This window comes from Amycolatopsis mongoliensis, from assembly GCF_030285665.1.
In the GTDB taxonomy this organism is placed as follows: domain Bacteria; phylum Actinomycetota; class Actinomycetes; order Mycobacteriales; family Pseudonocardiaceae; genus Amycolatopsis; species Amycolatopsis mongoliensis.
On the sequence record NZ_CP127295.1, the window covers coordinates 2522517 to 2534385 of the forward strand.

15 protein-coding genes are annotated in these 11869 nt (G+C 69.5%); 8 read left to right on the forward strand and 7 right to left on the reverse strand.

Features of this window, described 5'->3' with window-relative positions:
- Nucleotides 1-25: 25 nt before the first annotated feature.
- Complete coding sequence (locus QRX60_RS12195; protein ID WP_286000883.1) at nucleotides 26-601, forward strand: peroxidase-related enzyme; 576 nt, start codon at nucleotides 26-28, stop codon at nucleotides 599-601.
- Here the strand turns inward: QRX60_RS12195 and QRX60_RS12200 are convergent.
- The 3 genes from QRX60_RS12200 to QRX60_RS12210 all read right to left on the reverse strand — a co-directional run bounded on the left by QRX60_RS12200 (nucleotide 598) and on the right by QRX60_RS12210 (nucleotide 3362).
- The gene (locus tag QRX60_RS12200; RefSeq protein ID WP_286000884.1) at nucleotides 598-1527 is read right to left on the reverse strand and encodes a bifunctional helix-turn-helix transcriptional regulator/GNAT family N-acetyltransferase; all 930 of its coding nucleotides are present in this window, start codon (nucleotides 1525-1527) and stop codon (nucleotides 598-600) included. The two genes, QRX60_RS12195 and QRX60_RS12200, sit on opposite strands and share 4 nt — an antisense overlap.
- A gap of 233 nt (nucleotides 1528-1760) precedes the next feature.
- Nucleotides 1761-1910 (reverse strand): hypothetical protein, encoded by a 150-nt coding sequence (locus QRX60_RS12205; protein WP_286000885.1) that lies wholly within the window; start codon nucleotides 1908-1910, stop codon nucleotides 1761-1763.
- A gap of 261 nt (nucleotides 1911-2171) precedes the next feature.
- The gene (locus QRX60_RS12210) at nucleotides 2172-3362 is read right to left on the reverse strand and encodes an ATP-binding protein (RefSeq protein WP_286000886.1); all 1191 of its coding nucleotides are present in this window, start codon (nucleotides 3360-3362) and stop codon (nucleotides 2172-2174) included.
- Nucleotides 3363-3472: 110 nt separating this feature from the next.
- Here QRX60_RS12210 and QRX60_RS12215 point away from each other — a divergent pair, with 110 nt between their 5' ends.
- Nucleotides 3473-3958, forward strand: a complete 486-nt coding sequence (locus QRX60_RS12215) for a hypothetical protein (RefSeq protein ID WP_286000887.1) — start codon at nucleotides 3473-3475, stop codon at nucleotides 3956-3958.
- A 59-nt stretch (nucleotides 3959-4017) separates the two neighbouring features.
- On the opposite strand, the gene QRX60_RS12220 is transcribed toward QRX60_RS12215, so the two are convergent.
- Nucleotides 4018-4752, reverse strand: coding sequence for a MerR family transcriptional regulator (locus tag QRX60_RS12220; protein ID WP_286000888.1), 735 nt, complete (start codon nucleotides 4750-4752; stop codon nucleotides 4018-4020).
- A gap of 171 nt (nucleotides 4753-4923) precedes the next feature.
- Between QRX60_RS12220 and QRX60_RS12225 the strand changes: the two genes are divergently transcribed.
- Nucleotides 4924-5469 carry a DoxX family protein gene (locus QRX60_RS12225; protein ID WP_286000889.1) on the forward strand — a complete coding sequence of 182 codons (546 nt, stop codon included), beginning with the start codon at nucleotides 4924-4926 and terminating at the stop codon, nucleotides 5467-5469.
- Between the two features lie 45 nt (nucleotides 5470-5514).
- Here the strand turns inward: QRX60_RS12225 and QRX60_RS12230 are convergent, their stop codons facing one another.
- Nucleotides 5515-6804, reverse strand: coding sequence for an acetyl-CoA C-acetyltransferase (locus QRX60_RS12230; RefSeq protein WP_286000890.1), 1290 nt, complete (start codon nucleotides 6802-6804; stop codon nucleotides 5515-5517).
- Nucleotides 6805-6897: 93 nt separating this feature from the next.
- Here QRX60_RS12230 and QRX60_RS12235 point away from each other — a divergent pair, with 93 nt between their 5' ends.
- Both QRX60_RS12235 and QRX60_RS12240 read left to right on the forward strand, forming a co-directional pair.
- Nucleotides 6898-8232 carry a 3-oxoacyl-ACP reductase gene (locus QRX60_RS12235; protein ID WP_286000891.1) on the forward strand — a complete coding sequence of 445 codons (1335 nt, stop codon included), beginning with the start codon at nucleotides 6898-6900 and terminating at the stop codon, nucleotides 8230-8232.
- 2 nt (nucleotides 8233-8234) lie between these two features.
- Nucleotides 8235-9077, forward strand: coding sequence for a MaoC family dehydratase (locus tag QRX60_RS12240; protein WP_286003569.1), 843 nt, complete (start codon nucleotides 8235-8237; stop codon nucleotides 9075-9077).
- On the opposite strand, the gene QRX60_RS12245 is transcribed toward QRX60_RS12240, so the two are convergent.
- Together QRX60_RS12245 and QRX60_RS12250 are read right to left on the reverse strand one after the other, a co-directional pair.
- Nucleotides 9069-9272, reverse strand: coding sequence for a hypothetical protein (locus QRX60_RS12245; protein WP_286000892.1), 204 nt, complete (start codon nucleotides 9270-9272; stop codon nucleotides 9069-9071). The genes QRX60_RS12240 and QRX60_RS12245 overlap by 9 nt on opposite strands.
- 3 nt (nucleotides 9273-9275) lie before the next feature.
- Nucleotides 9276-9932 carry a TetR/AcrR family transcriptional regulator gene (locus QRX60_RS12250; protein WP_286000893.1) on the reverse strand — a complete coding sequence of 219 codons (657 nt, stop codon included), beginning with the start codon at nucleotides 9930-9932 and terminating at the stop codon, nucleotides 9276-9278.
- Between the two features lie 126 nt (nucleotides 9933-10058).
- Here QRX60_RS12250 and QRX60_RS12255 point away from each other — a divergent pair, with 126 nt between their 5' ends.
- The 3 genes from QRX60_RS12255 to QRX60_RS12265 are packed head-to-tail and all read left to right on the forward strand — an operon-like array spanning nucleotide 10059 to nucleotide 11836.
- Nucleotides 10059-10721, forward strand: a complete 663-nt coding sequence (locus QRX60_RS12255; protein WP_286000894.1) for an SCP2 sterol-binding domain-containing protein — start codon at nucleotides 10059-10061, stop codon at nucleotides 10719-10721.
- A 9-nt stretch (nucleotides 10722-10730) separates the two neighbouring features.
- Nucleotides 10731-11342 (forward strand): SCP2 sterol-binding domain-containing protein, encoded by a 612-nt coding sequence (locus QRX60_RS12260; protein WP_286000895.1) that lies wholly within the window; start codon nucleotides 10731-10733, stop codon nucleotides 11340-11342.
- 5 nt (nucleotides 11343-11347) lie between these two features.
- The gene (locus QRX60_RS12265) at nucleotides 11348-11836 is read left to right on the forward strand and encodes a SitI3 family protein (protein WP_286000896.1); all 489 of its coding nucleotides are present in this window, start codon (nucleotides 11348-11350) and stop codon (nucleotides 11834-11836) included.
- Nucleotides 11837-11869 lie beyond the last annotated feature (33 nt).

The window sequence follows — 11869 nt, forward strand, 5'->3', positions numbered from 1 at the left end:
GCCAACCACGGCTAGCGTGAACGGCATGAGCGACGCGGTGAGCCGGTTCCCGGTGACGGAACTCGAAGACCTGCCCGAAGACCTGCGCGAGCGTGTCGGCGTGATCGCGGAGAAGTCCGGGTTCACGCCGAACATCTTCCGCGCCCTCGGCCACCGGCCCGCCGAGCTGCGTGCCTTCCTCGACTACCACGACGCGCTGATGGAACGCGCCGGCGGACTCAGCAAGGCCGAGCGCGAGCTGGTCGTCGTCGCGACGTCCGGGGCCAACCACTGCACCTACTGCGTCGTCGCGCACGGGGCGATCCTGCGCATCCGCGCCAAGGACCCGGAGCTGGCCGACCGCGTGTCGAGCAACCCGTGGCAGGTCGAGCTGGACGAGCGCGGCCGCGCGATCGTCGACCTCGCGCTCGCGCTGGCCCAGGACTCGGCGCTGTTCGGCGAGGGCGACCTCGAAGCCGCGCGCAACGCCGGCCTCACCGACGACGAAATCTGGGACGTCGGCGCGATCACGGCGTTGTTCGCGATGTCGAACCGGCTCGCGCACCTGACCGCGCTGCGCCCGAACCCGGAGTTCTTCCTGCTCGGCCGGGTGCCGCGCTAGAACTGCAGGCGCCAGGTCTCGTCGGTCAGCTTCGGGCCCCAGTCGTCGAAATCCTCTTCGCCGACGAGCTCGAACCCGGCGGCGCGGTAGATCGAGCGCGCCGCCGTCAGGATGGAGACCGTCGACAGCTCCATCCCGCGGTAGCCGTGCGCCCGCGCGAACTCGACGCACTCGGTGACCAGCCGCTTGCCGACGCCGTGGCCGCGCGCCGACGGTTCGAGCAGCAGCAGCCGCAGCTTCGCGGTGTCCGCGTCCGGCCCGCGGGTGCACGCGATGCTGCCGACGCGCTCGCCGTCGAGCTCGGCGATCCAGAACGCCTGCCGCGGATCGTCCCGGGTCTCGGTGAAATCGGCGACGATGCGGGCGACGAGTCCCTCGAACCGGTCGTCGAAGCCGTACTCCCGGCCGTAGAGCGCGCCGTGGCGTTCCACCACCCATCCGAGGTCACCCGGTCGTGGGGGTCGCAGCACGAGCACGGGGTCGCGACGGCGGTCGCCGACCAGGTCGCCGATCGTGCGCATCGCGGTCAGCAGGCGCTGCTGGTCTTCGTCGGCGAAGCGCCGCAGCAGCCCGCCGATCTGCTCGGTGGACCGGTGGTTGAGGACGGCGAACGCGTCCCGGCCGGCCGCCGTCGGGCGCACGAGCTGACGGCGGGCGTCCTCGCCGGACCGTTCGCGCTCGATCAGCCCGCGGGACTCGAGGCGGGCGAGCAGCCTGCTGGCGTAGCCGGCGTCGAGGTCGAGGCGCTTGCGCAGGTCGGTCACCGGCAGCGGGTCCTGGTGCGCGAGCTCGAAGAGCACGCGGGCTTCCGGCAGCGAGTACTCGGCGTCCGCCGGTCCTTCGTCGAGCACGCCGATGACTCCGGTGTAGAGCCGGTTGAAGGCACGGACCGCGGCCACCCGGTCGGCCAGCTGAGCGTTGTTCATTGACCACCTCAACAAACTTGTTGACGAAGTCAAAGAATACTGCGGACGCCGGCGACGGCAAGGGGATTTTCATAACCCGGACATGGGAAACCCCGCGATGCTGCCAGGTCGGGGGTCCGCCAGCATCACGGGGTCGTAGGGGGTATCGACGCCACTTTGGGTGGCGTTACAGCCTCAGCACTTTGTGGCATAGGTCACTCGAATGGGCGACCGCCACCGGGGCGAGGCGGAGATCAGCGCATGTAGCCCGAGCGAGCCTGCGCGATCGCGATGAGTTCCTGACGGACCGTCGCGGTGGCGGCGGTGTCGATCGCCCGGTTCACGGCCCGGCGAGTGCGAGTCTCGGCGCGACGGGCACGGAGCTTGGCGGCGATGTTGTTCATCGGTTTCTGCATCCCCTTCGGAGGGTCTCGGTGGCTTGTGCTTCTAGTATGCACCTTTTTTCACAAGGATTCCAATGAATATCCGGTGACTTGGCGCACTCGCCGATGAATCATCGGCGAACTTGGGTATACGCCGGAGAGATCAAGGGTGGCGCCGGTCACGGCCAAGCAACCTGCTACAGCTTCCTAGTCTTCTCTAGTAATTTTTCAATAGATAGGTAGTGACGCTCATAGACCACGAGACGACCGGAAAAGCCCAGGTCAGTCGCGTTGGAGCAGGTAGTGTCCGAAGTGCGGCACGGTGAAGGCGATCTGCCCCCGCTCGGCGGAGAACACGAGGCCCTTCTTCATCAGGCTGTCGCGGGCCGGCGACAGTGACGACGGCTTCCGCCCGAGGAACACGGCGACGTCGGCGGTGCCGGCGGGCTCGTCGCGTCCCTGGGTCAGCTCGGCCATCGCCTGCAGGTACTCCCGCTCGGCCGGCGTCGCGCGCTCGTAGCGCGAACCGAAGAACCCGACGGCGAGCTCCGCCTCGGCCTCGGGCGCGGCGACCTGGACGTCCTTGACCGTGATCGGGTCGGACGGCGCCGCGTCCCAGGCCGCCTTGCCGTAGGCCTGGATGAAGTACGGGTAGCCGCCGGAGGCGTCGAAGAGGGCGTCGAGGGCTTCCGGCTCGATGCCGGCGTCCTCGCGCTCGATCGGCGCCATCACCGCGTAGTCGGCGTCCTCGCGGTCGAGCCGGTCGATCCGCGCGTACCGGAAGAGCCGCTCGGAGTAGGACTTCGACGCCGAGAGCACCGCGGGCACGTGCGGCAGCCCGGCGCCGACGACGACGAGCGGCGCACCCGACTGCGAGAGCTCGTGGCAGGCCGCGCACAACGCGGAGACGTCGTCGGGCTGCAGGTCCTGGATCTCGTCGATGAGCAGCGCGACGCCGGTCCCGACGTCCGCGGCCAGCTCGGCGACGTCGGTGAACAGCTCGACGAGGTCGATCTCGATGTCCCCGGAGTCCGCACGGCCCTGCGCGGCGGGCACGTCGATGCCGGGCTGCCAGCGGTCACGCAGCTTCGCGTCGGGTTTGTTGGCCCGCAGCGCGAACGCCTTGAGCACGCCGAGCACCTCTTCGACCCGGTCGGGCGCCCGGTGCCGCACGGCGAGGTCCCGGATGGCCCGGTGCAGCGCGGCGGAAAGCGGCCGCCGCAGCTCGGCGTCCGGCCGCGCCTCGATCTTGCCCGCACCCCACTTGTGCCGCACGGCCATCGCGCGCAGCTCCCCGAGGAGCACGGTCTTGCCGACCCCGCGCAGCCCGGTCAGGACGAGACTGCGTTCGGGTCTCCCCCGCGCGACCCGCTCCAGCACCACTTCGAACGCCTTGAGCTCACGCTCGCGCCCGGCCAGCTCGGGCGGCCGTTGCCCGGCGCCCGGCGCGAAGGGGTTGCGGATGGGGTCCACTCTGCCAAGTTATCGGCGTATCTAGCGCGAGCCCGATATTCGGCCATAGACGCCTAGGCGTGTCGCCGATGTTCGACCGGTCGGCCCAGTGGCTGTGCCAGAGTGACGCGGTGACCGGGTTCGAGGTGGGTGCCGTGGTGACCGGAACGGTGTCGGCGATCCCGCGGCCCGGCGCCATCGGGCTGTTCGTGGACCTCGACGGCGAGGGGCAAGGCTTCGTCGACGTGCTGATCCTGCCCCGGCGGCCGGGGTCGTGGCCCGCAGTCGGCACGAAGACGACCTTCGAGGTGCTCGCCCGCCGGTCCGGGCAGATCCGCCTGTGGCCGCTGGAGGCGGAGTTCCGGTCGGGGCCCCTCGACAACGGGGTGTCGGAAGACGAGTGGCGAGCGCGCAAGGCGCGTTACCCGGAAGGTGCGGTCCTCACCGCGGAAGTGAGCGACGTCCACGTCGGCTCGTACCTCGTTCGGTACGAAGGTGGCTGGTCGCTGCTCGAAGGGGACGGCGCACCGCCCGAAGTCGGCAGCAGCGCCCGCTACGAAGTCGTCCGCCACCTCGACACGACCCGGCGAACCCTCCTCCGCCCGGCGGGTACATAGAGACGAACAGGTCTGCAGCCCTGCTCGTCCCTACCCCCAGCGCCGACTACGACGCCGGGCTAGCCGGTCAGGTTCCGTTCCGCGTAGATCTTCATCGCGTCGCGGACGAATTCCGCCGTCGCGCCTTCCAGCCCGTACCGCGGGTCGTCGACGTACAACTGCCCGAGCCCCGCGAAGTACCCCGCGGACACCGACGACACCGCCGGCCGCAGCCACTCGTGCAGCCGCCGCGTGATCGCCTGGACCTCGTCGGAACCGGCCGCTAGCCCGGCCGAGCGAGCCGCGCCGAACGCGGCGGCGATGTCCAGCTGCTCCTGCTGGTGCGCCTTCTTCTCCTCGGCGGACAGCGAGGTCCACCACTGGTCGCCGCGCCGGTACGCGTCAGCGCCCCAGCGCTCGGTCACTTCCTTCTCGTACTTCGTGTGGTCGAAGCCGTCGAAGACTTCCTCTGCCATCAGTCGTTCACCTCCCTTCAGTTTCCGCAGCGTGGTCCGGACCGAATCGATCTGCCGTCCGATCCGCCGCCGCTCCTGTTCGAGCAGCTCCAGGTGGGTCTCGAGCGCCGCGACGCGGTCGCGTTGCCCGTCCAGGACCTCCGCGATGGCCGGGAGCCCGAGGCCGAGCTCGCGCAGCAGCAGGATCCGCTGAAGCCGGACGAGCGCCTGCTCGTCGTAGTAGCGGTAGCCGTTGCTGCCGACGCGGCTGGGCTCGAGCAGGCCGACCGCGCCGTAGTGGCGCAGCGTCCGGCTCGTGGTCCCGGCCGAGCGGGCGAGGTCCTGGATCGACCACTCCATGCCTTCGACGATAGAAGTTGACGCAGCGTCAAGGTCAACCGCTAAGTTTTTCTAGGGCTTTCTACGATCGGTGCGATATTTGCGCAGAAACACCGATGAGGGTTCGCGTGTGGGCGGAGCGGGCATCCAAGCGATAGGTTCGACCAGGCAGCGGCCCGTACGAGGAAGGCAATGACCGTGATACTCCGTCGAGTGGCACGTCCCCTGCTCGCCACGATCTTCGTGACGGGCGGGATCAACGCCCTGAGGAACGCCCAGGGGCACGCGAAGGCGGCGGAACCGTTTCTCAACCAAGCGTTCGAGAAGGTCGGTGACGTCGTCCCGGAGCAGGTTCCGCGCGACCCGGTGACGCTCGTCCGCATCGATGCCGCCGTGAAGATCGGTGCCGGCCTCGCGCTCGCGTCCGGCAAGGCGCCGCGGCTCGCGGCCGGGCTGCTGCTCGGCAGCCTGGTCCCGACGACGCTGGCGGCGCACAGCTTCTGGACCATCAAGGATCCGGGCGAGCGCCAGCAGCAGCAGATCCAGTTCTACAAGAACGCGAGCGTGGCCGGTGGCCTGCTGCTCGCGGTCAGCGACACGCACGGGAAGCCGTCGGCCGCGTGGCGCGCGCGGCACGCCGCGAAGGATGTCGGAGCCGCGGCCGGCAAGCTGAGCCGCAAGGCCGAGAAGCGCGCGAACAAGCTCGCGAAGCGGGCCCAGAAGGCGCTCCCCAGCTAGCAGACGCGAAACGGGTCGCCCCTCGCGAGGGGCGACCCGTTTTCGCTACTTCTCCAGGATCGCGGTGACACCCTGGCCGCCGGCCGCGCAGATCGAGATCAGGCCGCGGCCGGACCCCTTCTCGTGCAGCAGCTTCGCCAGCGTCGCGACGATCCGGCCGCCGGTCGCGGCGAACGGGTGCCCGGCCGCCAGCGACGAGCCGTTGACGTTGAGCTTCGTGCGGTCGATCGCGCCGAGCGGCTCGTCCAGCTCCAGCTTCTCCTTGGCGAACGCCGGGTCCTCCCACGCCTTGAGCGTGGCCAGCACCTGCGACGCGAACGCCTCGTGGATCTCGTAGAAGTCGAAGTCCTGCAGCGAAAGCCCGGCCCGCGCGAGCATCCGCGGCACGGCGTACGCGGGCGCCATCAGCAGCCCTTCTTCGCCGTGCACGTAGTCGACAGCCGCGGTCTGCGAGAACGTCAGGTACGCCTGTACCGGCAGCTTGTGCGCCTTCGCCCACTCGTCGGTGGCGAGCAGGACGGTCGACGCGCCGTCGGTCAGCGGCGTCGAGTTGCCCGCGGTCATCGTGCCGTCCGGGCCGCCGAACGCCGGCTTGAGCTTGGCGAGCTTCTCCGCGGTCGAGTCGGCACGCAGGTTCTGGTCGCGCGCGAGCTTGAGGAACGGCGTCACGAGGTCGTCGAAGAACCCGCGGTCGTACGCGGCGGCGAGGTGCTGGTGACTGGCCGCGGCCAGTTCGTCCTGCGCCTCGCGGGTGATCTCCCAGATCTTCGCGGTGAGCGCCGCGTGCTCGCCCATCGACAGGCCGGTGCGCGGCTCCTCGTTGCGCGGGATCGCCGGGACGATGTGCCCGGGCCGGATCTTCGCGACGAGCTTCAGCCGGTCGCCGAGCGTCTTGGCGGCGTTGAGCTGGATGAGGATCTGCCGGAGGTCCTCGTTGACGGCCAGCGGCGCGTCGCTCGTGGTGTCGACGCCGCCCGCGATGGCCGAATCGATCTGGCCGAGCGCGATCTTGTTGGCGACGTTGACGATGGCCTGCAGGCCGGTGCCGCACGCCATCTGGACGTCGGACGCGGGCGTCGCGGGCGAGAGCTTGCTGCCGAGCACGCTCTCGCGGGCCAGGTTGAAGTCCTTCGAGTGCTTGAGCACGGCGCCGGCGGCGACCTCGCCGATCACCTCGCCCTGCAGCGAGAAACGGCTGACCAGGCCGTCGAGCGCGGCGGTGAACATGTCCTGGTTCGACGCCTTCGCGTACGGGCCGTTCGACCGCGCGAAGGGGATCCGGTTGCCGCCGATGATCGCGACCTTGCGGACGGCGGGCGTTTTCCTGGGCGGCATGAACGTCACCTCTCTGGTCGGCTCTCTCACACTGTAACCTACTCGCAAGTAGGTTAGACTGCGACGTGACGCAGACTGCACGGGAGGCAACCGATGGCTGACAGGTACCAGCAGTTCACGAAAACCCCGTTGGGGAAGTTCGTGGTGCCGAAGCTCGGCCTGCCCAACCCCGCCACGCTGCGCCGGTACAAGCCCGGTCAACCCGCCCTCGAGGGTCCCGCACTTCTCGGCGCCGCGCCCGGCGGCCGGCTCGAGAAGACCCTGAAGGATCAACTGGCCGACGCGGGCATCGACGTCGTCACCTCCGCGGCCGACCGGCACGCGGCGCTGGTGTTCGACGCCACCGGCGTCACCGACCCTGCGCGCCTGCGCGAGGTCTACGACTTCTTCCACCCGGTGATCCGCAGCGTCGGCCCGTCCGGCCGGGTCGTCGTCCTGGGCACGCCGCCGGAGCAGGTCGAAGGCCGCGAGCGGATCGCTCAGCGTGCTCTCGAGGGCTTCGTGCGCTCGGTGGGCAAGGAACTGAAGCGTGGCGCGACGGCTCAGCTCGTGTACGTCGCCGAAGGCGCCGAAGAGGCGACGGAGTCGACACTGCGCTTCCTGCTCTCCGCGAAGTCCGCGTTCGTCGACGCGCAGGTCATCCGGATCGGCACCGAGGGCAAGACGGCGACCGCGCCGGCGAACTGGGAGAAGCCCCTCGACGGAAAGGTCGCGCTGGTCACCGGCGCGTCCCGCGGCATCGGCGCGGCGATCGCCGAGGTGCTGGCCCGTGACGGCGCGCACGTCGTCGCGCTCGACATCCCCGTCCAGGGCGGCGACCTGTCCAAGGTGGCGAACAAGATCGGCGGCTCCGCGCTGCAGCTCGACATCACTTCGCCGAGCGCGCCCGCGAAGCTCGCGGAATACCTGAAGGAGCGGCACGGTGGCGTCGACGTCGTCGTGCACAACGCGGGCATCACGCGCGACAAGACGCTGGGCAACATGAGCGAGAGCGCGTGGGACTCGGTGATCGCCGTGAACCTGGCGTCGCAGCTCGCGGTGAACGACAAGCTGCTCGCCGACAAGATCCTCAACGAGAACGGCCGCATCATCGGCGTCTCGTCGATCGCGGGCATCGCCGGCAACGTCGGCCAGGCGAACTACGCGACGTCGAAGGCGGGCGTCATCGGCATGGTGAACGTCGGCGCGCCGCATCTCGCGGCGTACGGCGGCACGATCAACGCCGTGGCGCCCGGGTTCATCGAGACGAAGATGACCGCGGCGGTGCCGCTGTTCATCCGCGAAGCCGGCCGTCGGCTGTCCAGCCTCGGCCAGGGCGGCCTGCCGGTCGACGTCGCCGAGACGATCGCCTGGTACGCGAACCCGGCGTCGGCCGCGGTGAACGGCAATGTGGTCCGCGTCTGCGGCCAAGCCCTGCTGGGGGCGTGACGGTGGCGACCCGCGAACTCGACAGCACGCCGAGCCTGGCCACGCTGTACCCGAAAGCGCTGCTCGGCGGCGTGCTGCACAAGTCGTCCGGCTCCTCGTTGCCGGACACGGAGCTGGTGCGCACCGGTGTCGTCGTCGACCCGGCGCACCTGGCGGCGTACAACACGGTGTGCGGCTTCCGGCTGAGCGACGAGCTGCCCGCGACCTACCCGCACATGCTGGCGTTCCCGCTGCAGATGGCGTTGATGACCGAGCCGGGGTTCCCGTTCCCGCTGCTCGGCATGGTGCACGTGGCGAACCGGATCACCCAGCGCCGCGCGCTGCGGCTGGGCGAGCCGCTGACGATCCGGGTGCGCGCGGAGAACCTGCGCCCGCACGAGAAGGGCCGTCAGTTCGACGTCGTCAGCGAGGCGCAGGTCGGCGACGAGACGGTGTGGACGGACGTCAGCACCTATCTGCGTCGCGGGGGCTCTTCGGGCTCTTCCGCGCGCCGCGAGCAGCTGGCCCCGCCGACGCCGGACGCGATCTGGCGGGTGCCGGCCGACATCGGCCGGCGGTACGCGGAGGTCTCGGGCGACCGCAACCCGATCCACCTGCACCCGCTGACGGCTCGCCTGTTCGGCTTCCCCCGCGCGATCGCCCACGGGATGTGGACGAAGGCCCACGCCCTGGCGGCGTTCGAGGGCCGGCTGCCCGAGGCGTTCACGATCGACGTCCGCTTCAAGCAGCCGGTGCTGCTGCCGGCCAAGGCGGGCTTCACGTCGTGGGCCGACGGCGACGGCTGGGCGTTCGAGCTGTGGAGCGGGTCGAAACCGCACCTGGAAGGCTCGATCAGCTCACTTTGACGGGAAGCGGCCGGCGAGCGTCCGGTTGACCGCGGCGATGTCGAACGCGGCCGGATCGAACTCGTCGGCCGCCGTCAGGCCGAGCTCCGGCAGGCCGTGGGCGCCGTCCGCCGCAGTGAAGACCCACAGATGGCTCTGCGTTCCCAGCCGAAGCTTGCTGCCGGTCAAGGTCACCTTCAGCGTGAGTGTGGTCATGCGCTACTCCGAAGGCTTCCAGACCTCGCCCTCGATGAGGTCGTTGAACCCCAGCCAGACGAGGTTCATCAGCCACGACGCCAGCACGCCGTCGGAGATGTCGGGGTGGTCGAGGGCCCAGTCGGCCAGTGACTCGGCCGCCCCGACCAGCGCCGCGGACAGGCCCTCGCCGGAGAACTCGGCCTGCTCGCCGACGCCCTTGCGGGTGCCCGCGGACACGACCAGGGCCGCGACCAGCTGGATCGCGCGCACCCGCATGTCGGTGATCTCCGCGGCGAACGCCCCGCCGACCGTCAGTGCCTGGCGGTGCAGCACCGTCCACGACTCGCGGTACTCCGCGACGAAGCGGTAGAACGACCGCAGGCCGTGCCAGAGCTGCATGTCCGGCGGCAGGTCGGGCTGCACGCCGGCCTGGATGGCCTCGAGCAGCCGGGTCGCCTCGCGGCGGATGCACGCACCGAACAGGTCCTCCTTGGACCCGAGGTAGGTGTAGATCATCGGCTTCGAGACGCCGGCGACGTCGGAGATCTCGTCCATCGAGGCCGCGTGGTAGCCGTGGCGTGAGAAAACCTGGACAGCGGCGTCCAGGATCTGCCGCTCGCGCACCGCGCGCGGCAGCCGCCGGGCCCGTTCGGGCGGACGCTGATCATCCTCTGACACGCTGGACCTCCCTGTTGCTGCCCGGAGACGGTACCGGGCGCTGCCCCGGGAGGGTGATTTCGGCACGCTTGCCCGCCTACCTACTGGCGGGTAGCCTACGTGTGAGTAACTTGAGAGGGAGTGACCATGGCCGACAACGCCGGGATGACCAGCGCAGATCAGGTCGCGGAGCTCCGCGGGGCGGCGCTGCTGGACAAGCTGGAGCGGCTCGACCCACTCGGCCCCGAGGCGCACGCCCTCGACGTCAACGCGCTCGCCGACGCGGTCAACCCGCGGGATCTCGGCAAGGACGACTTCCGAAGACTTTTGAAGGCCCTGCTGAGGATGGCCGAGCGGGCCCCGGCGTTCGACCTGAGCAAGGTCGACCCGGCGCGCTTCGCGTCCCTGGTGTCGTCCGCCTCCCGCGTCCAGCTCGAGAGCGTCGTCGCGGAGCGGCCCCTGCGCGAGCGCGTGCTGGACGAGATCTTCGCCCGCATGGGCGCGCACATCCGGCCGGACCGAGCCCGTGACCTGCACGCGGTGGTCCACTGGCGCCTGTCGGCCGGCATCGGCGAAGGCGGCTACGACCGCTACGAGACGGTGATTTCGCACGGCTCGTGCACGGTGACCCGCGAGATGCGCGAACGCCCCCGCGTCACGATCACGATCGCCCCGGCCGACTTCTTCCGGCTGATCACCCACCAGGCGACGCCGGCCGTGCTGTTCGTCACGGGAAGAATCAAGGTCAAGGGCGATTTGGCCTTCGCGGCGGGCCTGATCGGATTCTTCGACCTCCCGCACCCCGTATAGTCGGTCTCCGTGCCCCGAAAAGCGAAGTGGCGCCTTTCCCGGCCCCGCGGTGTTCGTGCCGGCCACGTGGTCAACGCGTTCGCGGACAAGCTGCTCATCAGGAACCTGACGCCCGAGCAGTTCATCCAGGTCCTGGAAACCCTCCACATGCTGGGCGAGTCGGGCGCGGGCATCGAGCTGAGCTCCCTGTCGACGGACGTCCTGGTGGACGTGGTCCGCCGAGCCTCCCGCGACCAGCTGAGAGCAATCGCGGACCACCCGGAGCTGCGCGCGGTCTTCCTCGACGAGATATTCCGCCGAATGTCCGAGCATTTCCTCCCGGAGCGCGCACGCCACGTGGATTTCGTGGTTTCGTGGCGCTTTTCCGAGGGTGGCGGCGAGGACGGATACGACCGTTTCCAGACGGTGATCGAGGACGGGGTGTGCGTTTCTTCGACAGACTTGTCCCGCACCCCGGACACGACGATCACCCTGTCCGTGGACGACTTCATCCGGATGGCCACGGGCAACGCGGCAGTGGCGGCGATGTTCGTGACGGGCCGGGTGAAGGTGAAGGGCGAGTACGCCCCGGCGGTCCGGTTCTCCAGCTACTTCGACATCCCCAAGCCGAGTGTGGACTAGTTCGGATGGCGCTCTCTTACGATCTCGAAGTGGCGACTTCATCGTCGCTGGAGCAAGTCGCGCGCGAACTGCTCGACATCGGCCGCCCGCTGGAGCTGTTCGACGCGTCGGTCACACCCGAGCAGCTATTCCGCGACGGAGCAGTGACTCCACTCCGCACCTGGACCCGAGTCTACGAACGCAACCCCGCGACCTGGGCACCGATCGTCACCGACTTCGGAATCACCCCGACGGTGGCGGTGGGATTCAGCCTGTACAAACACGACAAGATTCCGGAGCAGCAGGACGACATGATCCGCTTGGTTTCCGGCCTGGTGGACCGGATCGCCGGCGATGCGGTGTTCTCCGGGATGGACGTCATCTGGCTCATGCGCCGCAGGGGTGAATTGACCTTGAATGAGCGCGACGATATCTGGCCTGAGCACCGTCTTGCCGCAGTGCGCCAGGCCTACCGGCGCAACCTGGCCGCGGGTCCTAAGTCCACCGTGGACTAGCAGTCCCACGTCGTCGACACCAAACTGTCGGTG